21 protein-coding genes are annotated in these 20,931 nt (G+C 69.4%); 13 read left to right on the forward strand and 8 right to left on the reverse strand.

From position 1 onward, the window contains the following. Positions 1–268 precede the first annotated feature (268 nt). Genes ACLJRM_RS40475 through ACLJRM_RS40495 form a run of 5 tightly spaced genes read right to left on the reverse strand, consistent with a single transcriptional unit; the run spans position 269 to position 5,181 of the window. Positions 269–1,291, reverse strand: coding sequence for a GNAT family N-acetyltransferase (locus tag ACLJRM_RS40475; RefSeq protein WP_410666071.1), 1,023 nt, complete (start codon positions 1,289–1,291; stop codon positions 269–271). Next, positions 1,285–2,328, reverse strand: a complete 1,044-nt coding sequence (locus ACLJRM_RS40480) for a GNAT family N-acetyltransferase (protein WP_410666072.1) — start codon at positions 2,326–2,328, stop codon at positions 1,285–1,287. The genes ACLJRM_RS40475 and ACLJRM_RS40480 overlap by 7 nt, the downstream gene beginning before the upstream one ends. Next, a complete protein-coding gene (locus ACLJRM_RS40485; RefSeq protein ID WP_101606053.1) occupies positions 2,325–3,428 on the reverse strand; it encodes a hypothetical protein in 1,104 nt (367 codons plus the stop codon). The genes ACLJRM_RS40480 and ACLJRM_RS40485 overlap by 4 nt, the downstream gene beginning before the upstream one ends. Beyond that, complete coding sequence (locus ACLJRM_RS40490) at positions 3,422–4,459, reverse strand: GNAT family N-acetyltransferase (RefSeq protein WP_410666073.1); 1,038 nt, start codon at positions 4,457–4,459, stop codon at positions 3,422–3,424. Before ACLJRM_RS40490 ends, ACLJRM_RS40485 begins: the two co-directional genes overlap by 7 nt. Next, the gene (locus ACLJRM_RS40495) at positions 4,456–5,181 is read right to left on the reverse strand and encodes a hypothetical protein (protein WP_101606051.1); all 726 of its coding nucleotides are present in this window, start codon (positions 5,179–5,181) and stop codon (positions 4,456–4,458) included. Before ACLJRM_RS40495 ends, ACLJRM_RS40490 begins: the two co-directional genes overlap by 4 nt. Positions 5,182–5,504: 323 nt before the next feature. On the opposite strand from ACLJRM_RS40495, the gene ACLJRM_RS40500 reads away from it, so the two are divergent. Genes ACLJRM_RS40500 through ACLJRM_RS40515 form a run of 4 tightly spaced genes read left to right on the forward strand, consistent with a single transcriptional unit; the run spans position 5,505 to position 11,523 of the window. Continuing rightward, positions 5,505–7,739 carry a glycosyltransferase gene (locus ACLJRM_RS40500; protein ID WP_101606050.1) on the forward strand — a complete coding sequence of 745 codons (2,235 nt, stop codon included), beginning with the start codon at positions 5,505–5,507 and terminating at the stop codon, positions 7,737–7,739. Then, complete coding sequence (locus ACLJRM_RS40505) at positions 7,736–9,010, forward strand: hypothetical protein (RefSeq protein WP_101606049.1); 1,275 nt, start codon at positions 7,736–7,738, stop codon at positions 9,008–9,010. Before ACLJRM_RS40500 ends, ACLJRM_RS40505 begins: the two co-directional genes overlap by 4 nt. 21 nt (positions 9,011–9,031) lie before the next feature. Continuing rightward, entirely contained in the window at positions 9,032–10,834 is a 1,803-nt protein-coding gene (locus ACLJRM_RS40510; protein WP_410666074.1) for a carbamoyltransferase, read from the forward strand. Then, positions 10,831–11,523 (forward strand): hypothetical protein, encoded by a 693-nt coding sequence (locus ACLJRM_RS40515; protein ID WP_410666075.1) that lies wholly within the window; start codon positions 10,831–10,833, stop codon positions 11,521–11,523. Before ACLJRM_RS40510 ends, ACLJRM_RS40515 begins: the two co-directional genes overlap by 4 nt. Here the strand turns inward: ACLJRM_RS40515 and hemW are convergent. From hemW to ACLJRM_RS40530, 3 genes are all read right to left on the reverse strand, one after another. After that, the gene (gene hemW / locus ACLJRM_RS40520; RefSeq protein WP_410666076.1) at positions 11,516–12,730 is read right to left on the reverse strand and encodes a radical SAM family heme chaperone HemW; all 1,215 of its coding nucleotides are present in this window, start codon (positions 12,728–12,730) and stop codon (positions 11,516–11,518) included. The two genes, ACLJRM_RS40515 and hemW, sit on opposite strands and share 8 nt — an antisense overlap. 64 nt (positions 12,731–12,794) lie before the next feature. After that, positions 12,795–13,151: a hypothetical protein gene (locus ACLJRM_RS40525; RefSeq protein WP_410666077.1), complete on the reverse strand. Its 357-nt coding sequence runs from the start codon at positions 13,149–13,151 to the stop codon at positions 12,795–12,797. Between the two features lie 86 nt (positions 13,152–13,237). After that, positions 13,238–13,651, reverse strand: coding sequence for a VOC family protein (locus ACLJRM_RS40530; protein WP_410666078.1), 414 nt, complete (start codon positions 13,649–13,651; stop codon positions 13,238–13,240). An 82-nt stretch (positions 13,652–13,733) separates the two neighbouring features. Between ACLJRM_RS40530 and ACLJRM_RS40535 the strand changes: the two genes are divergently transcribed. The 9 genes from ACLJRM_RS40535 (at position 13,734) to ACLJRM_RS40575 (ending at position 20,875) form a co-directional block, all read left to right on the forward strand. Next, on the forward strand, positions 13,734–14,306 hold the full coding sequence (locus tag ACLJRM_RS40535) for a TetR/AcrR family transcriptional regulator (protein WP_101606043.1): 573 nt from the start codon (positions 13,734–13,736) through the stop codon (positions 14,304–14,306). 152 nt (positions 14,307–14,458) lie between these two features. Next, a complete protein-coding gene (locus ACLJRM_RS40540) occupies positions 14,459–14,545 on the forward strand; it encodes a putative leader peptide (RefSeq protein ID WP_360907593.1) in 87 nt (28 codons plus the stop codon). Between the two features lie 36 nt (positions 14,546–14,581). Continuing rightward, positions 14,582–16,276 (forward strand): nitrite/sulfite reductase, encoded by a 1,695-nt coding sequence (locus tag ACLJRM_RS40545; RefSeq protein ID WP_410666079.1) that lies wholly within the window; start codon positions 14,582–14,584, stop codon positions 16,274–16,276. After that, the gene (locus ACLJRM_RS40550) at positions 16,273–16,425 is read left to right on the forward strand and encodes an Insertion element protein (protein ID WP_101606041.1); all 153 of its coding nucleotides are present in this window, start codon (positions 16,273–16,275) and stop codon (positions 16,423–16,425) included. Before ACLJRM_RS40545 ends, ACLJRM_RS40550 begins: the two co-directional genes overlap by 4 nt. Then, positions 16,422–17,117: a phosphoadenylyl-sulfate reductase gene (locus ACLJRM_RS40555; RefSeq protein ID WP_410666080.1), complete on the forward strand. Its 696-nt coding sequence runs from the start codon at positions 16,422–16,424 to the stop codon at positions 17,115–17,117. Before ACLJRM_RS40550 ends, ACLJRM_RS40555 begins: the two co-directional genes overlap by 4 nt. 11 nt (positions 17,118–17,128) lie before the next feature. After that, complete coding sequence (gene cysD, locus ACLJRM_RS40560; RefSeq protein WP_101606039.1) at positions 17,129–18,049, forward strand: sulfate adenylyltransferase subunit CysD; 921 nt, start codon at positions 17,129–17,131, stop codon at positions 18,047–18,049. Next, a complete protein-coding gene (locus ACLJRM_RS40565) occupies positions 18,049–19,311 on the forward strand; it encodes a sulfate adenylyltransferase subunit 1 (protein ID WP_101606038.1) in 1,263 nt (420 codons plus the stop codon). Before cysD ends, ACLJRM_RS40565 begins: the two co-directional genes overlap by 1 nt. Beyond that, complete coding sequence (locus ACLJRM_RS40570; protein WP_410666081.1) at positions 19,308–20,057, forward strand: sirohydrochlorin chelatase; 750 nt, start codon at positions 19,308–19,310, stop codon at positions 20,055–20,057. The genes ACLJRM_RS40565 and ACLJRM_RS40570 overlap by 4 nt, the downstream gene beginning before the upstream one ends. 194 nt (positions 20,058–20,251) lie before the next feature. Continuing rightward, positions 20,252–20,875 (forward strand): cyclase, encoded by a 624-nt coding sequence (locus ACLJRM_RS40575; protein WP_101606036.1) that lies wholly within the window; start codon positions 20,252–20,254, stop codon positions 20,873–20,875. Positions 20,876–20,931: the final 56 nt, after the last annotated feature.

A 20,931-nucleotide genomic window follows, 5' to 3' on the forward strand; every position in this document is an offset into this window, starting at 1 on the left:
AACAGCCGGTGAGCGTCCCGGAACTCGACCCCGCTTTGCCACTCACGACCCCCTCCGCAAAGCGTGCATATGGGTATCAATCAGACATTTACCCGGCCAAGCGTGTCCCGTGTGGACAGTCAGGGTGCGGCCGGTCCAGATCCGCGCTGCTGAAGGCTCCCTTCACCGCATCGGACGCGGCGAAGGGAGCCTTCAGCCCGGCACGACCCACCCGCGAACACGACACGTTTACCCTTCCCCTCAATAACCGCCCTTACCACTCACGAGGTCAGAGCAGCGCGACCGCGGCCGCGTACTGCGGCACCAGCCTGGCCCCCAACGATGCCTTCGTCTCCGCCATCTTCTTGCCGAACATCACCTGTGGCCGCCCGGTCTCCAACGCCCACCGCACCACCTCACCGTAGAAGTGGAAGTACAGGTTGGTGCGTCCGCCCAGTTCCGGCGGGAGCGCCGCCCAGTTGCGGACGATCGGCAGGGTCGGATGATCGAGAAGGGTCGTCATGGCGACCACCCGGCCCGTGGCGGTGTCGCGGTAGGTGATGAGGTGCACGTCGGGCTGCCGCAGCAGGGCGCTCCAGTAGCCCACGAACGCCGGGAGCGGCACGATCGGCACATCATGGTGTTTGGATTCGTTGTGTCGCAGCAATTCCGCGATCTCGACCGGATCTGCGTCGATGCCGCGCACGACTCGCGCCTCGATCGAAGGATCGGCCTCGAAGGTGCGGAAGATCTTGCGCAGGTTGTACTTGCGTTTCTTCGCCAGCGAGTTCACCCAGTCGTCCCGGTTCGAGAACGGCGTGACGTCGAGGACGGCGACGTCCTCGGTCCGGCGCACCATCTTCAGCCCGCCCCGGAAACCGTCCACTCCGGACTCACCGATCTGGCGCACCAGCAGGCCGCGCAGGCCGAAGCCGAGTTCCGCGCGCATGGCCGGGACGAAGCGGTCCAGCAACCTGCCGACACCGCCGTCACCGTCCTCGTCGTCGAACCACCAGCCCGGCATCGCGGACGCGCCGGGCGAGCGGACGTCGAGTCCGCCGAACCATCCTTTGCCCGAAGGCCGGGCGAACCGATGCCGTCTGGTGAGCCCGGTGACCCACGCCGAGCTGACCACGCCACGCGGCTCGCTGCCTTCGAGCAGCACGGTGACCGGCTGCGCGGTGCGCGCCGCCCACGCCTGGGTGGTGAGGACCTCCCAGCTCCAGTCCGCGCGCAGACCGGCCTTGGCCCGCAACGGTTTCCAGTACGCGGGCTCCGGATCGCGCCGGGGGTCCAGCACCTCGATCACCATCGGGTCACCGGCCTCGGCACGATGACCCCGAGCAGCGGGACCGGCCGGAAACCGAGCGTCGCCTTCAAGTCGGTCAGCCCCCGCCCCATCGACAGGGACTTCCGGTTGCCCTCGATCATGGAGCGCACGTTACGAACGACAGCGTCGAAGTAGAGGTGCTTCGGCCGTCCCTCCTCCGGCGCCACCGCGGCCCAATGCTGGTGCAGTGGCGCCACGGGGTGATCGAGCACGATGCCGAACGCGAGCAGCTTGCCGTCGGCGCCGTGGTAGGTCGAGGTGATCACGTCCGGCCTGCGCACGAGTTCGGCGAAGTACTCGGCCGTGACCGGACCACGCCAGTCGAACTTCACCGGCCCCATCCGCCCGCGGTGCCCCCGCAGCAGCGTCGCCAGCTCCAGTGCGTCGAGGTCAGTGCGAGCGGCTTCGGCGCGAACGACCAGTCCCGGGTCCGCGGCGACCTTCTTCACCTGCCCGCGCAAGCTCAGCCGCCTGCTGCGCCGCAGGGACGCCAGCCAGCCTTCGACGTCGACGAAACCGTTCTCCAGCACCGACGTCGGCATCGTGTCGCGAACGGGCCTGCCCCGTCCGGACAGCATGTCGAGCGCTTCCGGCTCGACGGTGCGGTAGACGACGCCGAGGCAGCCGGGTCCGGTGAAGCGGCAGACGGCCCGCTCGAACCGGCGCATGATCTCCCGACGGTCGGCGGCGTCGACCTCGTCCGCGAACAACCACGGCGGATAGCCGGAAAGCCACGCGTGCTGCACTTCGAGCCAGCGCGTCCCCAGTCGCGCCACGCCGCGCACCGCGCCGGGCCGGTCCGGGGAGACCGGGGCGCACAGCATCGCCAGCACCGCGGCGACGATGTCTCCCCCGTCGCTGATCACGGTGAGCAGGTTGGGGCTGCGGGAGAAGTGCGATTCCACGCGAAGCAGGTGGTAGTCCCAGGGAACCGGCGCCTGCTGAGCGGTGAGGAACGCGGCCCAGCCCTCGGGTTCGGCATCGGTTCGCGGATCGAGCACCCGCACTTCCCAGGTCATCGGCCCAGCACCGGTCTCGGCACGGCGACCGAGACCAGGGGGCTGGTGCCGAAGCCGAGCGCGGTCTTGTTCTCCAGCATCGCCCGGCCGGCGGTCAGTTCGCGGCGCCCGTGCGCGATCATGTGCTCCGCTCCCCTGGCGTAGAAGTCGACATAGAGCCCTTTCCGGCCACCGTCCGCACTCGGCAGCGCGGCCCACTGGTGCAGCACACAGGCGCCGAAGGAGTCGAACAGCGTGCCGAATCCCAGCAGCCGCCCGGATCCGTCGCGGTAGGTCCGGGTGATCACGTCCGGGCGGCGCACGAGTACGTCCAGGTAGGACGGTGCGATCGGGCTCCGGGTGTCCATGTGCAGCCCGCCGAACCGCGACCGCTGTCCCTGCGCCCAGGCCCGTTCGTCCTGCCTGGCGCGGTGGGCGTTGAGCAGGACGGCGAGTTCGTGGCAGTCCAGGTCCCGGCGGGCGGGAGCCGCTTCGGTGCGCAGGTCCCCGTCCTCGCGCAGGTCACGCAGCGTCCTCCGGGTCTCGTCGCCGAGTACCCGCTCCCAGTCGTCCACAGTGGAATAGTCGTTGGGCAGCACGGCGATCGGGTCGATCTCCCGGGTCATCCGGCCCCGGCCCGCCAGCGCCGGGAGGAGTTCCGGATTCATCGCCCGGTAGATCACGCCCAGCAGCCCGGGGCCGAGGTGGGCGCACAGTGCGCGTTCGAGCCGGCGGACCACTTCCCGCCGCTCGGCCTCGTCCAGCCGCTCGTCGAGCACCCCTGCCGGATAACCGCTGAGCTGCCAGAGATAGGCCTCGGCCCAGCGCGGGCGGAACCGTCCACCGAGGACGGACAGCGGCGCGAAGTCGTCCGCCCGCCAGCTCCGGCACACCATCACGGTGAACGCGCCGACGACCTGCTCTCCCCTGCGAAGCACCGCGAGCACCGCCGGGTTCTTCGCCAGCCAGGCTTCCCGGCGCAGGACCTCGTACTCCCAGACGGGCAACAACCTCGCCCGATGCAGGAATTCCCGCCAGCCCGCGGGTTCGGCCGCGCTCCTCGGATCGAGCACTTCGACCTCGAACGCGGTGCTCCGCTCCGCCACCTTCATCGTCACCATCCCAGTACCGGTCTCGGCACGGCGGCGGAATACACCGGGCGCGCCCGGAATCCCAGCGTGGCCTTGAGTTCGGGCAGTCCGCGCCCGGCGGTGAGTTCCCTGACGCCACGCCGCGTGGCGTAGCGCATCGCGTGGATGTAGGAGTCGAACAGCAGTCCCTGCCGTCCGCCCTCGTCCACCGGCAAGGTGCCCCAGTGCTGTTTCGCCAGGCTGTCCGGATGGTCGAGCAGGGTGTTCACCGCGAGCAGCCTGCCGTCGGCGCCGGTGTAGGTCAGCGTGTGCACGTCCGGCCGCCGGAGGAACCGGTGCAGGAACGCGGCGGACGGCATGGTCCTGGCGTCGAGCGCGAACCGGCCGTGCCGTTCACGATGCGCCTGGATGAGCGCCGCGACCTCGGCGCTGTCCAGATCCCCCCGGCCTGGACCGCCCTTGACCACCAGGCCGGGATCGGCCGCGAACCTGCGCCGCTGCCGTCTGAGCCCGCCACGCCGCGACTTCGCCAGCGACGCGATCCACTCGTCTTCCGAACCGAAGCGGTTGTCCAGCACCGCGACCGAATCGACGTGTTTCACCAGCCTGCCCCGCCCTTGGACGTCCTTCGCGGATTCCTCCCCGAGCGCCCGGTACAGCACGCCGAGCAGTCCCGGTCCGAGCCGCGTGCGCAAGGCCCGTTCGAACGCCCGGATCAGCGGACGTCGTTCGGCGGCCGGGACCGGCGGCGCGAACGCCAGTCCCGGGTAACCGCTCAGCCAGGGCTGGCAGACCTCGGCCCAGAACGGGCGCAGCAGCCGGTGTCCCGGCATCGGCGCGAAGCGATACCGCAGCCGGGGACGACAGACCAGGACGGAGAACGCCGCGACGATCCCGGTGCCACCGGAGACGGTGGCCAGCACCGGCGGGTTCCGCGCGGTCCAGGCGTCGAGTCCCATCACCCCGTAGTCCCACACCGGATGCAGGCGTGCCGCGGTGAAGAACGCCGGCCAGCCCGCCGGGGCGGGATCGGTGCGCGGATCGTGGAAAGCGATCTTCACGTGAGCACGACCGGGGTGCCGTGTCGCGGGCACGGCGCGATCTCGCCATGCACCCCGCCCGCCGGGAGCACGTCCACGAACCGCGGGGAATCCTGGCGCAGCAGGGTGAACGCGAGCCCGCCCGAGGTGGGGCGCGCGTGGACGCGGGGCCAGTCGAGATGCCAGCGGCCGCAGGCTTCGATCGCGCCCAGGTAGCCCAGTGCCGGGTCGTGGAGCACTCCGTACGGGCCGGTGTCCATGGTGTCCAGTTCCCGTCGCGGTACGGATTCGACCCGGTACGCCCGGTCTTCGGGCAGCGCGGTGGCGAAAACGGCCAGCTGCTTGTCGTCGCCGACCGCGATCACGCGACGACCGCGGCGGAGCGCCGCGGTCAACTCCGCGAGGACACCCGGCGCCGGGGTGTCGGGATCCACCACGCAGCACCGGACCCCGCCCGGCAGGTCCGCCGGCGGGCGCGTCCCCTCGTCGCCGAGCACGACGACCAGTGCGTCCCCGGTCACCGAACGTGCCCTGCGCAGCACGGGACCCAGCCCGCGATTCGGCTCGATCCGTTGCGTGCCACCGGCGAGCGGTACGAGATCGACGATCTTGTGCACCGCCTCGGACAGCGGTGCCGCGCCGGAGTCCGTTCCGGTCCGGCCGGGCACGAGCACGGGATCCGTTCTGCCGTCGAGTGCCCAGCGTTCGCGGTAGAACGGCACCGTCGCGAAGGCCGACCTCACGGATCGCCGATAAGCGGCACGCCAGGCGGCACTCACCCCCACTTTCCACATGGCGCGCAAGCCTGCGTCATCGGAACCGGTTTGGGAACACCCCACGTCTGGTTCATCCGGTTTTCGGCGAACTTCCCACCTTTTCGACTGAGCTGAAAGGACCAATTTTCCGGATGTGCTGGCGGGACCAAAGCGAACCTGCCTATAACACCGGGACCTTTCGAGCCGGCACGATCCGCCGGCCGGTCCGCGCCGAGGGGAAATATGAATCATGCACTCAGCACAGGTGACGCTACGAACACACTAGCGCACTCACCGCAGGGGTCAGGCAGATGAACTCGTCGATCCCCGGGCCTGTGCACAGTGGACTCACCGTGGTCGTCCCGTGCTTCAACGAGGTCGACAACGTGGAGCCCTCCTACCTGGAGATCATCGCCGAGTTGGGGAATCTCCCACTCGAACTGATCTATGTGGACGATGGGAGTACGGACGGGACACTGGACGTCATCCGCGCGCTGGCGCACACCGACCCTCGGGTGCGCTATCTGTCCTTCACACGCAACTTCGGGTTCGAGGCCGCTTTTTCCGCGGGTTATCGCTACGCGGGGAAACCGTGGATCTTGCATATCGACGCCGACCTGCAGTTCCCCGCTGCCGAAGCGAAGAAATTGATCATCGCGGCCGAGGCGGGATACGACGCCGTTTTCGGCGTCCGGACCAATAGGAAAGATCCTTTACTGCGGCGCTGGGGTACCGCGGCCTTCCATTTCCTCGGCCGCCGCGTGCTGCGCATCGAGATCCCGACCGGCGCGACGGCCTTCCGGCTGGTGCGCACGGAACTCGCGCGCGAAATCGTCGGCCTCCGGCTGGGCACCCCGTACTTCCTGGCCACCGTGCCGAGGCTGACCAGCCGCTACACCACGGTCCCGGTGGCACACCGGGCCAGGGAACGCGGTGAGTCCAAAGTGGGCTTCGGTTTCCTGTCCTCGCACGCCATCGAACTGTTCGTCGGCTTCACCCGGCGGCTGACGACGGTGGCTTCGGTCACGGCGATGCTCACCGCCGGGATCTCGGTGCTCGCCGGAATCGCGGCCGCCACCGGACTTCTCGGCCTGAACGCCGCTGCGGCGCTGGAGTTCGTCATGTTCGCCGTGCTGCTGACCGTGCTCGCGCTGACCGTCCGCTACCTGGTCGTGGTCGGCGCGGGGCAACCACGGCCACGGCAGTTCTACATCAGGGAAGCCAACTTCGCGGTCGACGAGGACGACCGCCTCTACGCCTCGGCCTTCGCCGAGGTCCATCCTGGGGAAAGGCAAGCGGGAGTGAAGAACACCGAAGACACGGCGGCGCCTCGGAGCCTGGTGATCCTGGGCGGCGCCGACGGTTCGGTCAGCACGTACCACCGGGCGCGGGAACTCGGGTTCCGCACCATCTGCGTCGACGTCCGCGCGAGCGCGCCGGCGGTGGCGCTGGCCGACGAGTTCGTGCAGGTCAGTGTCCGCGCGCCGGAACAGATCGCGGCCGCGCTGGACGGGCGGGACGACATCGCCGGGGTGCTCTGCCCGGCCAGCGACGTCGGGCTGCCCACGCTCGCCTGGCTCACCCGGCACTGGAACCTGCCGGATCCGCTGCCCGAAGCCGCCGTCGCCGCTTCCGTCGACAAGTCCGTCTTCCGCGCGCTCTGCGACCGCCTGCGCCTGCCGACCTACCGCAGTGTCGGCGGGAAACCGGGGCCGGATCTCGCCCTCGCCGCGCAACAGCTGCGGTTCCCCACGTTGGTGAAACCGGTCGACTCCTCCGGGAGCCGCGGTGTCGTCTCGTGCCCGAGCCCCGGCGGTCTGGACACCGCGTTCACCGAGTCGCTCGCGTTCTCGCCGTCCGGACGGCTCGTCGTCGAAGAGCACCTCGACGGCTCGCACTACACGATCGAAGCGCTCGTGGTCGACGGCCGGATCGTGTTCCACGCGGTCACCCGGCGCACACTCACCCCGCCGCCGTTCTTCGTGACGGCGTCCCACCTCCTGCCCGCCGGGTTGCCGCCGGTGGTCGATCGGGCGCTGCCGCTCATGCTGACCGCGTTGTGCGCGGAACTCGGCTACCGCACCGGGCCGCTCACGCTCGACGCCGTCCTCGGCCGCGACGGGAAGTTCTACCTGATCGAAATGGGCGCCAGGATGGGCGGGAACGGCCTGGCGGAGGCGATCGCGCTCAGCACCGGCGTCGATCTGATCGCCGCGGGGATCGCCGCCGCGACCGGCGGCGAGGTCGTGCTCTCGCCGCGCGACCCGAGGCCGACGCTGGTGCACATCCTCGCGTCCGACCGAGGCGGCCGGATCGTCCGGATCGAAGGCACCGACGAGGTCCGCGCGATGCCCTCGGTGAGCAGCCTGGAGCTGTTCGCGGAAGAGGATTCCTTCGTCAAGCCGTACGAGCAGGCGGGCTACAAGATGGGCTACGCCGTGCTTTCGGCGCCGACCGTCCCCGACGTGCTGGCGGCGGAGGACGAGATGCGCGGCACCCTGAAGTTCCTGCTCGACGAGCAGGGTCTGGCGGTACCGCTCCCTTGACCGGAACCTCGCTTTCCGAGGGCACCGCGTCGATCGCGGCGCCGAAACGTTCGACGGTGCTGCGGCTGCTCGCGGGCCGGGGCGTTTTCCGGCTGGCGATCCAGGCCATGGGGCTGGTCCTGATCACCGCATGGGGAGCACACGACTACGGCCGGTTCGCCACCGCGCTCGGGCTGATGTCGTGGCTGAACTTCGTCCCGTCGGCGGCCGAGAAGTCCGCGCTGAAATGCCTGCCCCGGCTGAACGTGACCCGGAACGCGGTCGCGGCACTGGCGATCCGGATGGCCGCGGTGCCCGTGCTGGTGGTCCTGGCGGCGATGGCCGTCGCGCTCGTGCTCGCCCCGCGTTCGGACGCGGCGCTGTACCTGACGGCCGCGAGCTGGTCGATCTCCAGTGGGCTGCTGATGACCGTCTCGGGACTGCACCGGTTCCGTGGCAAGTCCACTTTGGACGCGCTGGCCTTCACCGCGGGCGCGCTGGTGGTCGGCGTCGTGACCATGGGCACCTGGTTCGCGCGCTGGTCGCCGCTGACGCACCTCGCGTTGCTGCTCGGCGGGATCCTTCTCATCCTGGCGGGCTCCGCCGCGTTGCTGCCGAAGGAGTGGCTGCGCGCGGAAAGGATCGACGGTCACCGGCTCTGGCCCGCGTTCGGCCGCACCACCGTGTTGCTCGGGCTGACCGAGGTACTGGACGTCCTGGCGACGTCGACGGTGTTCGGGGTCCTCGCCCTGGCGGGCCGGACCGTCGACAGTGGACCGTTCTACCTCGCTTTGCTGGCCAGCAGCGCGTTCTGTTCACTGCTGTTCTATCAGCTGAGGGTGCACCAGCCCGCGATCTCGGCACGGATGCGCGGCAGCGGGGCGGCGGCGGGCCGGGCCCGGGCCGCCGAGCTGCTCAAGCTGGTCGAACGGGGCTCGCTGGTCTTCCTCGTCCTGGCGGGGATCGCACTCGCGATCCCGGCGGCCCGCGTGGTGCTGACCGCCGAGGACACCGTCGGCGCGTACGTGGTGCTCGGTGTCTTCGTCCTGGCCGAAACGGTGCTGTTCGCCGTCCGGCTCTACGCGGGCTTCCTGATCGAGAACACCAACAGCAAGGTCCTCACCCTGACCGCGGCGGCCTCGATCGCCGGACTCGTCGCCACTCCGCTGGCCGCCGCCGCGCTCGTCCCGGCGATGGGCCCGGTCGGCGGGTTCGCCGCCCTCGTCTTCGCCATCGGTGTGCGGGCGGCCGTGCTCCGGCGGCTACTGCGCCGCCATCATCCCGAACTCTGAATGTCGCACTGGAGAAGGAACATGTACGTACTGGGTATCAGCAGGGTCCACGATTCGGCGGCCGCGCTCGTGCGCGACGGCGAGATCATCGCGTTCGCCGAAGAGGAACGCTTCACCCGGGTGAAGCACGACGGGGGCTTTCCCGCGGAGGCGATCAAGTTCTGCCTGGAGCGCGGCGGGATCACGCTCGCCGACGTCGACCACGTCGCCTACTACTGGCAGCGCTGGCGCGAGGGCATCCACGCGGCGAAGGTGTTCGCGCGGTATTTCCCGGCGACGCTCGAGGTGTTCCGCAACCGGAACGGCGACGACGGCGGCTCCTCGGCGAGCTTGGTGGAGACGTTCAAGACCGGTGGTGGCAAAGGGGTCGACGACTACCACGTCGGCGGCGCGGTGCTCGCGCACCTCAAGCGCTCCTACACCCTCGAACGCGACGTGAAGGAAGCCGTGGGCTGGACCGGGCCGACGAAGTTCAAGACGCATCTGGTCGACCACCACAAGGCGCACGCCGCCAGCGGGTACTTCATCTCACCGTGGGAAGAGTCGGCGGTGCTCACCTTCGACGGCATCGGCAGCGACGGCACCGCGACCTATCTGGGGCACGGCAAGGGGAACCGGATCATCGACATCCGGCGAATCAAGTTCCCGCACTCGCTCGGCGCGATGTACGCCGGCGTCACCGGCTACCTCGGCTTCTACCCGACCCGTGACGAAGGCAAGATCATGGGACTGGCGCCGCTCGGCACCGACACCTATGTCGACGCGTTCAAGCAGCTGATCCATCTCGACGACGACGGCGGTTACGAGCTCGATCTCGGCTTCTTCGGTCACCACCGCACCGGCAAGCACGTGATGTCGAAGAAGTTCACCGACCTGTTCGGCCCGGCGCGGCCCAAGACCCGGGTCACCGCCGAGAACCCGGTGCCGCAGCACTACTGCGACATCGCGTACGCCTTGCAGGTCACCTTGGAGGAGGCCGGGCTGCACCTGGCGCGCTGGCTGCAGCGGGAGACAGGGTCACGGAGGCTGTCCGTCGCGGGCGGTGTCGCGCTGAACAGCGTGATGAACGGGCGGATCCTGCTGGAAACCCCGTTCGAAGACTTCTTCGCCCAGCCCGCCGCCGCCGATGACGGCTGCGCGATCGGCGCGGCGCTGGAGGTGTCGGTCGGCAAGTACGGCAAGCCGCGCCCCCGCGACGGCTACACCTACACCGGACCGGACTACACCGAGGCCGAGATGGAACTGGCCCTGCAGGACGCCGGGGTCCACTACACCAAGGTCGACGACATCGCCGCGCACACGGCGAAGAAGATCTCCGAAGGCAAGATCATCGGCTGGGTGCAGGGCCGGATGGAATGCGGGCCGCGCGCGCTCGGCAACCGCTCGCTGGTGGCCGACCCGCGCGACCCCGATTCGAAGACGCGGATGAACGAGAAGGTCAAGCACCGCGAGGCGTTCCGGCCGTTCGCCCCGTCATGCCTGGCGGAACGCGCGGGCGACTGGTTCGTCAGCGACTACCCGTCGCCGGTCATGCTGCTGGTGTTCGACGTCCTGCCGGACAAACGCGACGAGGTCCCGGCCATCACCCACGTCGACGGGACCGCCCGCGTGCAGACGGTGAGCGAGCCGGGCAATCCGCTGTACTACCGGATGATCAGCGAGTTCGAGAAGCTCACCGGGGTGCCGATGGTGGTCAACACCTCGTTCAACGACAACAACGAACCGATCGTCGCCAGCCCGGCCGACGCCGTCGCCTGCTACCTGAAGACCGACGTCGACGCGCTCGCCCTCGGGCCTTTCTGGGCCGAGAAGGACACCCTGTGACCGCCACGCTGCCCAGCACGGACGGCTGGGTTCCCGCGCTCTACCGGCGCCGAAAGTGGCTGTGGCTGGTGGCCGCCGTCCCGGCCGTGGTGACCGCGCTGCTGATCATGGTGATCCTGCCGCCGGACCAGACCCTGGACAACGTCGTGGACTGGGCGTTCAAGCTGTGCCCGTTCGTGTTCGCGGTCGCGACGGTGGCGCTCTTCCCGCGCACCAAAGGGGGTCCCGCGCTGATCGTGCTCGCGGTGTTCGTCTACATGTCCTATTTGGACACCGAACTGGTCATGCGGATCCAGGCGTTCGCCAGGAACGCGGCCACCGACGAGGACGCCTTCCAGCCGGTGTACCAGTTCGAACTGTTCGTCGTGACGTTCATCGTCCTGTTCGGGCTGATGGCGTACCGGCTGGGCGGCGGCCGGACGGCGAACGTGCTCAAGACCGGCGTCGCCGCGATCCTGGTGGTGATCTCGGGCGCGAACGACCTGACGTTCTGGGCGCTCAACGACGTCTGGTCCGCCGGGACGAAACCGACGGAGCTCAAGTGGGCGTCGCACATGATCGTGTTCCTCGGCGGGCCGCCGAGCGTTCCCGCTGCGGTGGCGTTCATGGTGGTGCACCTGGCGCTGGCGGCCGTCGTGGTGGCGCTGCCGGTCGGCCGGTGGGTCGACCGGGCGCTGGGCCTCAGGTGAGCCGCCGCACCAGTCCGTCCGCGAGCAACCGCCCGCGATCGGTCAGCACCGCCCGGTCCTGACCGTCCAAAGCGGACTGATCGAGCAACCCCTCGGCGGCGGCGACGCGGGCTTCGGCCCGGCCGTCGTCGTCGAGGGCGTCGAGCGGAAGTCCTTCGGACAGCCGGAGTTCCAGCATCACGCGTTCCAGATGCCGGTCTTCGTCGGTCAGCAGTTCGCGGCCCGCGGCCGGTGAGTCCCCGGCGGCGAGCGAGGCGGCGTACCGGGCCGGATGTTTGACGTTCCACCAGCGGACGCCGCCGACGTGGCTGTGCGCGCCCGGCCCGGCGCCCCACCAGTCGCCGCCGCGCCAGTAGCCGATGTTGTGCCGGCAGCGGGCTTCCTCCGAGGTCGCCCAGTTGGACACCTCGTACCAGCGCAGACCCGCCGGAGCGAGGACGCGGTCGATCAGTTCGTAGTCGGAGGCCAGCACGTCGTCGTCCGGCGCGGGCAGTTCGCCGCGGCGGATGCGGCGGGCGAGCGCGGTGCCCTCCTCGACGATCAGCGCGTACGCCGAGACGTGGTCGACACCGGCGGCCAGCACCGCGTCCAGCGAAGCCTGGAGGTCTTCGACCCGCTCCCCCGGCGTGCCGTAGATGACGTCGAGGTTGACGTGCTCGAATCCGGCGGCCCGCGCTTCCTCCGCCGCCGCGACCGGACGGCCTGGGGTGTGCACGCGGTCGAGGATCTTCAAGACGTGCTGTGCGGCCGACTGCATCCCGAGCGAGATCCGGTTGTATCCGGCGTCACGGATACCGTCGAAGAACTCGCGCGAGGTGGACTCCGGATTGGACTCCGTCGTCACCTCGGCGTCGGGCGCGAGGCCGAACGTGTCCCGTACGGCGTCGAGGACGCTTCGGAGCCCTTCGGCGCCGAGCAGCGACGGAGTGCCTCCGCCGACGAAGACGGTGTCGACCGCGGGCGGCTTCCCGAGGACGCGCGCGGCCAGGTCGAACTCGCGCTTGAGGCCTTCCAGCCAGGACTGCGGCGACGAATCGCTGTCCAGCTCACCGGCGGTGTAGGTGTTGAAATCGCAGTAGCCGCACCGGGTCGCGCAGAACGGGACATGCACGTAGACACCGAACGGCCGGGTGCCGAGCCCTTCCAGCGCGCTCTCGGGGAGCGCCGACTCGACGGGCGTGGTGGTTTCGGGCAGCAGTGCGGGCACACCCCAGTGTCCCCCACGCCGTGAAGGCCTCCTTCCCCGGGGAAAGAGGCCTTCACGGATCGCGCTATCTGTCGGCGATGTGCACCTTGACCGACGTCGAGCGGGTGCCGTCCTCGAACCGCACCCAGACGAGGGTCTCCATGCTCAACGAGTAGTCGTTGACCACGTGGTCGAGCGACCAGTCACCGTATTCGTCCGAAGCGGCGTCGCGGCTGATCGCCACCTCGACCAGCACCGTATGGGACAGGTGCCCCCGGGCGTTCGGCGAGCAGCCGACCGCCTCGAACCGGTACGAGCCGCCCTTGTGCAGCACCGCCCCCTCGTCGGGCGAAACCAGCCTGCACCCCTGCTCGGCCCCGGAAGCCGTACCCGGGACCAGCAGGGACGCCAGCACCATCGCGGCGACCACCCATCGGCGCATGCGCAACTCCTCCGTCCAGTGTGGATCGGAAACCGAAGCTAGCGGCGACGCGGTCCTCGCGCGGCCTCACTCACCCAAAGCGGGTACTAGGCCAACCCGTTAGCGGCCAACCACTCCTGGCTCGGCGGGATCACCTCGATGATGTCGATGAGGAAGCCGTTGAGGTCCTCGATATAGAAGTGCCGCTGGCCGAATTCCTCGTCCACGAGCTCCGTGACGATCTTGACCCCCTCCTCGTGCAGCCGCTCGTACTCGGCCGCCGCGTCGGCGACCATCAGGCCGACCATCGACCCGGCGGGCTCCTGCGCCCGCCAAGGCTCCGGCGTGGCCTTGTGACCGCGCTTCGCGAAGCTCATCTCATAGCCCGGCACTCCGACGTTGAGGCTCGAGAACCAGTCGAGCTCGATCGTCACCGTCAACTGCAGGTGCCGCTTCCACCAGGCGGTGGTCTCGGCGATGTCGTCGACGAGCACACAGGCACCGAAACCGCTGAGTTGCATTTGGTGTTTTCCTCCCAGAAGAACCACTTGATGTGTAGTACTATAGACATAGTGGTTTGATCGAAGCAAGGAGAATGTTCCGATGCGACAGAACCCGGAGCGCCGGACCGCCCTCACCGACGCCGCCATCACCGTCCTCGCCCGCGAGGGCGCCCGCGGGCTCACCTACCGCGCCGTGGACGTCGAAGCCGACGTCCCGCCCGGCACGACGTCCAATTACTTCCGGAACCGGGACCAGCTGCTCGGCGAGGTCGGCGTCCGCGTGCAGGAAAGGCTGTCGGCACCGGCCGACGTCATGGCGAATCCGCAGGCCGAGACGCCGTCCCACGACCGGGTCGGCGTCCTGCTCGGCGAACTCATGGGACGGCTGACCGGCCACCGCGAGCCGTATCTCGCCCTGCTCGAACTCCGGCTCGAAGCCACCCGGCGCCCGGAACTGGCGGCCGAGCTGACCAAGACCATCCGCGAGGGCATCGACATGAGCGTCGACTGGCACGTCTCGGCGGGAATGCCGGGCGGGCGGGCGGAGGTCCTGCTGATGTATCTCGCCCTGACCGGGCTCACCGTCGAACGGCTCACCCTCCCGGAGGTCCTCGCGGACGTCACCGACGAAGACGTCATCCGGCTCATCGTGGACCGCGTCCTCCCCTCTTGAGGCTTGCGCGTTCTGCGTCACAGTGGCGGCGGCGAACCCGGACTTGACCTTCGAAACAGGCGCCTGAACAGCGGAAACAGTCGTATCCGAACCCTGTTCCCAGCATTCGGACCGGCCTAGACCACATAGTGGGCGCGTGGCACGCTGAACGAATGACCCGCGCCGGAATCACCCTCGTGGCACGCCGCCACGTGGATCTCCGTCGTGTGGCCAGCGCGCTCTGTGCGACGAACCGCTGACTCCCCGCCACCACCACGATCTGCCGGAGGACTCCCATGTCGTCGCCCACGCGCGAGACCCCTGCCCGCACGCCCCGGGTCAAACAAAAACGGGGCGAGGGACAGTGGGCGTTGGGGTACCGCGAACCGCTGAACCCCAACGAACGGTCCAAGAAGGACGACGACCCGCTCAACGTCCGGGCGCGGATCGAGAACATCTACGCCCACCGCGGGTTCGACTCGATCGACCCCGGTGACCTCCGCGGCCGGTTCCGCTGGTTCGGCCTCTACACCCAGCGCAAGCCGGGCATCGACGGCGGCCGCACCGCGACGCTGGAGCCCGAAGAGCTCGACGACCGCTACTTCATGCTGCGGGTCCGGCTCGACGGCGGCGCGCTGACCACGGATCAGCTCGCCGTGCTCGCCGAGATCTCGCAGACCCACGCACGCGACACCGCCGACATCACCGACCGGCAGAACATCCAATACCACTGGATCCAGGTCGAGGACGTCCCGACGATCTGGGCCAAGCTGGAGAAGGCCGGGATGACCACGATGGAGGCCTGCGGCGACAGCCCGCGCGTCATCCTCGGCTCCCCGGTCGCCGGCATCGCCGCGGACGAGGTCATCGACGGCACGCCCGCGATCGACGAGATCAAACGCCGCTACATCGGCGACCCGCGGTACTCGAACCTGCCGCGCAAGTTCAAGACCGCGATCTCGGGCCAGCAGGACGTCGCCCACGAGATCCACGACATCGCCTTCGTCGGGGTGAACCACCCCGAGCACGGGCCCGGCTTCGACCTCTGGGTCGGCGGCGGCCTGTCCACCAACCCGATGATCGGGCAGCGGCTGGGCTCCTGGGTCCCCCTGGAAGAGGTCCCCGACGTCTGGGAAGGCGTGATCAGCGTCTTCCGCGACTACGGCTACCGGCGCCTGCGCGCCCGCGCCCGCATCAAGTTCCTGGTGAAGGACTGGGGTGCCGCGAAGTTCCGCCAGGTGCTGGAGGACGAGTACCTCAAGCGCAAGCTGACCGACGGCCCGGCGCCCGAGGTGCCCGCCACCCAGATCGACCACGTCGGCGTGCACCCGCAGACCGACGGCAAGTTCTACGTCGGCGCCGCGCCGATCGCGGGCCGCGTCTCCGGCGCCACCCTGCTGGCGGTCGCGAAGGCCGTCGAACGCGCCGGATCGAACCGCGTCAGGCTTACGCCGCAACAGAAACTCGTCGTCCTCGACGTCCCCGAAGCCGAGGTCGCCGGGCTGAAGGCCGAACTGGCCGACCTGGGCCTGCAGACCGAGCCGTCGCCGTGGCGGCGCGGGATCATGGCCTGCACCGGGCTGGAGTACTGCAAGCTCGCCATCGTCGAGACCAAGGCCCGCGCCATCCAGCTGGTCGACGAACTGGAGAAGCGGCTCGCCGACATCCAGGCCGAGATCGAGAACCCGGTGACCGTGCACCTCAACGGCTGCCCCAACTCCTGCGCGCGGATCCAGACCGCCGACATCGGGCTCAAGGGCCAGATCGTCACCGACGAGGACGGCAAGCAGGTCGAAGGCTTCCAGGTGCACCTCGGCGGCGGGCTCGGCCTGGACGCCGGGTTCGGCCGGAAACTGCGCGGGCACAAGGTGACCGCGTCGGAGCTGACCGCGTACGTCGAACGGATCGTGCGGGCGTACCTCGCCGGCCGCGAACCCGGCGAACGGTTCGCCCAGTGGGTCACGCGGGCCGAAGAAAGCGCCCTGCAGTGACCGAACGAGCGACGCCGTATCACTGCCCTTTCTGTGGCGATGAAGACCTGCGGCCGGAAGAGGGCGGCTCTTGGCTGTGCTCGGCCTGCCGCCGGGTCTTCACCGTGAAATTCCTCGGACTGTCCTTCCCGGAGGTGTCACCAGGATGACCGCCACTGCCGACTACAAGACGCTCGCCGAGCGGGCCTCGAAGGAGCTCGCCGAAGCGACCGCCACCGAGGCCCTGCGCTGGACCGCGGAGACGTTCGGCGACGACTTCATCGTCGCGTCGAACATGCAGGACGCCGTCCTCATCGATCTGGCCACCCAGGTCAAACCCGACGTCGACGTGCTGTTCCTGCAGACCGGCTACCACTTCCCGGAGACCATCGGCACCCGCGACGCGGTGCAGGCGGTCTATCCCGGCGTGCGGATCGTGAACGCCCAGGCCGCGCAGAGCGTCGCCGAACAGGACGCGGAGTACGGCCCGAAACTGCACGAACGCGACCCGACCCAGTGCTGCCAGCTGCGCAAGGTCGTGCCGCTGCGGAACACGCTCGCGAAGTACTCGGCGTGGGTGACCGGCGTCCGCCGGGTCGACGCGCCGACCCGCGCGAACACCCCCATCGTCACCTGGGACGACCGCAACGGGCTGGTGAAGATCAACCCGATCGCGCCGTGGTCCGACGACGAGTTCAGGGACTACATCGACGAACACGGAATCCTCGAGAACCCGTTGGTGTCCATCGGTTATCTGTCGATCGGCTGCGCGCCGTGCACCGCGAAGGTCGCTCCGGGTCAGGACCCGCGCAGTGGCCGGTGGGCCGGGCAGGGCAAGACCGAGTGCGGCTTGCACGGCTGAGAAGGGACGACATGACCACGCTCGAACCGGCCGCTGACGCCGCCACGGACAACCTGGCGGCGCTGGAATCCGAGGCCATCCACATCTTCCGCGAGGTGGCGGGCGAGTTCGACCGGCCGGTGATCCTGTTCTCCGGCGGCAAGGACTCGACGCTCCTGCTGCACCTGGCGATCAAGGCGTTCTGGCCCGCGCCGGTGCCGTTCCCGTTGTTGCACGTGGACACCGGGCACAACCTCGACGAGGTCATCGACTTCCGCGACCGCGTGGTCGAGCAGCACGGGCTGCGGCTGCTCGTGGCGAAGGTGCAGGACTGGATCGACGACGGCAGGCTCGAAGAGCGCGCCGACGGGATGCGCAACCCGCTGCAGACCACGCCACTGCTCGACACGATCGCCGAGAACAAGTTCGACGCGGTCTTCGGCGGCGGGCGCCGCGACGAGGAACGCGCTCGCGCCAAGGAGCGGATCTTCAGTCTCCGCAACGCTTTCGGTCAGTGGGAGCCGCGCAGGCAGCGCCCCGAACTGTGGAATCTCTACAACGGCCGTCACCGCCCCGGCGAGCAGGTCCGCGTCTTCCCGCTGTCCAACTGGACCGAGGCGGACGTCTGGAACTACATCGCGCGGGAGAAGGTCGAACTGCCGTCGATCTACTACGCGCACCGGCGCGAGGTCTACCAGCGCGACGGCATGTGGCTGACCGAAGGGCCCTGGGGCGGGCCACGGCCGGGCGAGGAAGTCAAGGAACTGACCGTGCGCTACCGGACCGTCGGCGACGGTTCGTGCACCGGCGCCATCGAATCGACCGCCGCCACGGTGGACGAGGTCATCGCCGAGGTCTCGGCCTCCCGGCTCACCGAACGCGGCGCCACCCGCGCCGACGACCGGATGTCGGAGGCGGCGATGGAAGACCGCAAGCGTGAGGGGTATTTCTGATGTCCAGCCTTCTCCGGCTCGCGACCGCGGGCAGCGTGGACGACGGGAAGTCGACCCTGGTCGGGCGGCTCCTGTACGACACCAAATCCGTTCTCGCCGACCAGCTGGACGCGGTCACCCGCGCCAGTGTCGACAAGGGACTGTCCACTCCGGACCTCTCGCTGCTCGTGGACGGCCTGCGCTCGGAACGTGAGCAGGGCATCACGATCGACGTGGCGTACCGGTATTTCGCGACGCCGAGGCGCAGCTTCGTGCTCGCGGACACCCCTGGCCACGTGCAGTACACGCGGAACACGGTGACCGGGGCGTCCACCGCGCAACTGGCCGTGCTGCTGGTCGACGCGCGCAAGGGCGTCATCGAGCAGACCCGCCGTCACGCGGCGGTGCTCGCCCTGCTGGGTGTCCCGCATCTGGTGCTGGCGGTGAACAAGATCGACCTCGTCGGCTACGACGAAGCGACCTTCACCGTGATCGCCGAGGAGTTCGCCGAGCACGCCGCGTCCTTGGGCTACGAGCGGGGTTCCGTGCTCGCGGTGCCGGTTTCGGCGCTGGAGGGCGACAACGTCGCGGAGAAGTCGGACAAGACCCCGTGGTACTCCGGCCCGACCCTGCTGGAGCACCTGGAAACCGTGCCCGTGGCGCCGGATCCGCACGATTCGGCGTTCCGCTTCCCGGTGCAGTACGTGATCCGGCCGCGCACGGCCGACCACCCCGACTACCGGGGTTACGCGGGACAGATCGCGGCGGGCACGGTCCGGCCGGGTGACGAGATCGTCGTGCTCCCGCAAGGCCTCCGGAGCCGGGTGGAGGGTATCGACACCGCCGACGGGCCGCTTTCCGAAGCCGGGTCGGGCACCTCGGTGACCCTGTTGCTGGCGGACGATCTCGACATCTCGCGGGGTGATCTGATCGCCGCCGCCGACCGGCAGCCGACGGTGACCGACGAGATCACCGCGACCCTGTGCTGGCTCTCGGCCAAGCCGCTCAAACCGGGCGCGCGGGTGCTGGTGAAGCACGGCACGCGGACGGTACAGGCCCTCGTCGGCGAACTCCACGCCCGCTTCGACGAGCAGACGTTGTCCAGTGTGGACGGTCCGGCCACCTTGGAGCTCAACGACATCGGCCGGGTCACGCTGAGGCTGGCCGAGGAGATCGGCGTGGACGACTACGGCGTCAGCCCGCGGACGGGCGCGTTCCTGGTCATCGACCCGAAGGACGGCGACACCCTGGCCGCCGGGCTCGTCGGCGAAAGGTTCGCATGACCCCGAGCCGCACTCCGCCACTGGTCGCCGTCGCCCACGGCAGCCGCGCTCCGCGGTCCGCCGCGACCATCCGCGCCCTGCTCGACGTCTCCCGCGGGCTGGCGCCGGGCCTCGACATCCGTGAGTCCTTTTTGGACCTCTCGGAGCCGTTGCTCACCGACGCCCTGCGCGGTCTCTACGCCGAGGGGCATCGCGAGGTCGTCGTGGTGCCGCTGCTGCTCGGCGTGGCCTACCACGCCCGGGTCGACCTGCCCGCGCTCGTCGCCGAGGCGACCGCGGACTGTCCCGGCCTCGACGTGCGGGTTTCCGGGGTGCTGGGCATCGACCCGATCATCGAGACGGTCGCGCTGGACCGGCTCACCGAAGCGGGAGCCGATCTGGACGATCCCGGACTGGGGGTCCTGCTGGCGGGCGTCGGCTCGTCGAACGTCGCGGCGAACGACGCGGTCGCCGGGATCACCACCCGCTGGCATCTGCGTCGCGGGCTGCTCGCGACACCCGCCTTCGCCAGCGCCGCGCAGCCGGACGTCCCCGCCGCCATCGCGCGGTTGCGGCTCAACGGCGCGCGGCGGCTCGCTGTCGCGGGCTGGTTCCTCGCGCCGGGACTGCTGCCGGACCGGATCGCGCGCCTGGCCCGCGAAGCCGACCCGTCGGTGATCGTCGCCGGGCCGCTGGGACCGGATCCGCGGATCGCCGGGCTCGTCCTGGACCGCTACGACGTCGCCGCCGCCCGGCTCGCCGCCTGATCATTCATCGGCACAGTAGCGCGACTCGTCCCGTTCGGGCGCTTGATACCGATCTTCGGAGGGTCTTGTTCCCAGTTCCGTGACGCCTCGCGTATGGGAACGGAGAATTCTTGACGGGTTACTTAACTTGCCGGTAACTCTCTAAACGCTGCGCAGCGCCCTTTCTCCCCATCGAACCCCCAGGTAGGTGGAACATGAAGGCTGCCATCCGTGCCCTCGTCTGCGCTTCGGCCGTCCTCGTCCCGTTAGTCGGTCTCTCCGCCCCGGCTTCGGCGGCGACCACCGTCGTCTTCGACTGCGAGGCGAAACCGCCGCTCGTCGGGAACAAGTACCTCAAGCTGAACCAGGACGCCGACGTCACCGCGCCCGCCACGGTCGCGCCCGGTGCCGCCCTCGACGTCGTCATCGACCCGGCGGCCAACACCGTCCCGGCCGAGGTCAGCGGGTACAAGGTCAAGCACATCAAGGACTTCGCGCTGAAGATCCCGATCCCGGCGAACTCGACCTGGGTGGGCGCCGAGCTCAGCGGCGGCTCCGGCATCGGCTCGACCCCGCCGAAGATCACCGTCTCGGGCAGCGTCGCGACGCTGAGCTTCCCCGGCCCGATCGCGGGCGGCTCGACGTTCGAACTGCCGACCGTCACCGCGCACCTCACCGCGGGCTCGTCCGGCACCATCGAGACGAAACTGGCGGGCAGCGGCTACGGCGACCCGGGCCTGACCTTCACCGCGGTGGTCAGCGCCGGCTTCGACGTCTCGGCGCCGACGTCGTGTTTCCCGAACCCCAGCCCCACCTTCACCACGACGACGATCGGCTGAGCGGCGCCTGCGCCACCATCGGAGCATGGTGGCGCAGGCCACTGCCCGGCCCGACT

The sequence above is a fragment of the Amycolatopsis sp. lyj-84 genome (assembly GCF_046549075.1).
Classification (GTDB): domain Bacteria; phylum Actinomycetota; class Actinomycetes; order Mycobacteriales; family Pseudonocardiaceae; genus Amycolatopsis.

Coding starts and splice junctions, on each gene's coding strand:
- ACLJRM_RS40540 (WP_360907593.1), top strand. CDS start 14,459: ATGACCCGCGCCGGAATCACCCTCGTGGCACGCCGCCACGTGGATCTC.
- ACLJRM_RS40510 (WP_410666074.1), top strand. CDS start 9,032: ATGTACGTACTGGGTATCAGCAGGGTCCACGATTCGGCGGCCGCGCTC.
- ACLJRM_RS40565 (WP_101606038.1), top strand. CDS start 18,049: ATGTCCAGCCTTCTCCGGCTCGCGACCGCGGGCAGCGTGGACGACGGG.
- ACLJRM_RS40525 (WP_410666077.1), bottom strand. CDS start 13,151: ATGCGCCGATGGGTGGTCGCCGCGATGGTGCTGGCGTCCCTGCTGGTC.
- ACLJRM_RS40485 (WP_101606053.1), bottom strand. CDS start 3,428: ATGGTGACGATGAAGGTGGCGGAGCGGAGCACCGCGTTCGAGGTCGAA.
- ACLJRM_RS40535 (WP_101606043.1), top strand. CDS start 13,734: ATGCGACAGAACCCGGAGCGCCGGACCGCCCTCACCGACGCCGCCATC.
- cysD (WP_101606039.1), top strand. CDS start 17,129: ATGACCACGCTCGAACCGGCCGCTGACGCCGCCACGGACAACCTGGCG.
- ACLJRM_RS40500 (WP_101606050.1), top strand. CDS start 5,505: ATGAACTCGTCGATCCCCGGGCCTGTGCACAGTGGACTCACCGTGGTC.
- ACLJRM_RS40570 (WP_410666081.1), top strand. CDS start 19,308: ATGACCCCGAGCCGCACTCCGCCACTGGTCGCCGTCGCCCACGGCAGC.
- ACLJRM_RS40545 (WP_410666079.1), top strand. CDS start 14,582: ATGTCGTCGCCCACGCGCGAGACCCCTGCCCGCACGCCCCGGGTCAAA.
- ACLJRM_RS40575 (WP_101606036.1), top strand. CDS start 20,252: ATGAAGGCTGCCATCCGTGCCCTCGTCTGCGCTTCGGCCGTCCTCGTC.
- ACLJRM_RS40480 (WP_410666072.1), bottom strand. CDS start 2,328: ATGACCTGGGAAGTGCGGGTGCTCGATCCGCGAACCGATGCCGAACCC.
- ACLJRM_RS40530 (WP_410666078.1), bottom strand. CDS start 13,651: ATGCAACTCAGCGGTTTCGGTGCCTGTGTGCTCGTCGACGACATCGCC.
- ACLJRM_RS40475 (WP_410666071.1), bottom strand. CDS start 1,291: ATGGTGATCGAGGTGCTGGACCCCCGGCGCGATCCGGAGCCCGCGTAC.
- ACLJRM_RS40555 (WP_410666080.1), top strand. CDS start 16,422: ATGACCGCCACTGCCGACTACAAGACGCTCGCCGAGCGGGCCTCGAAG.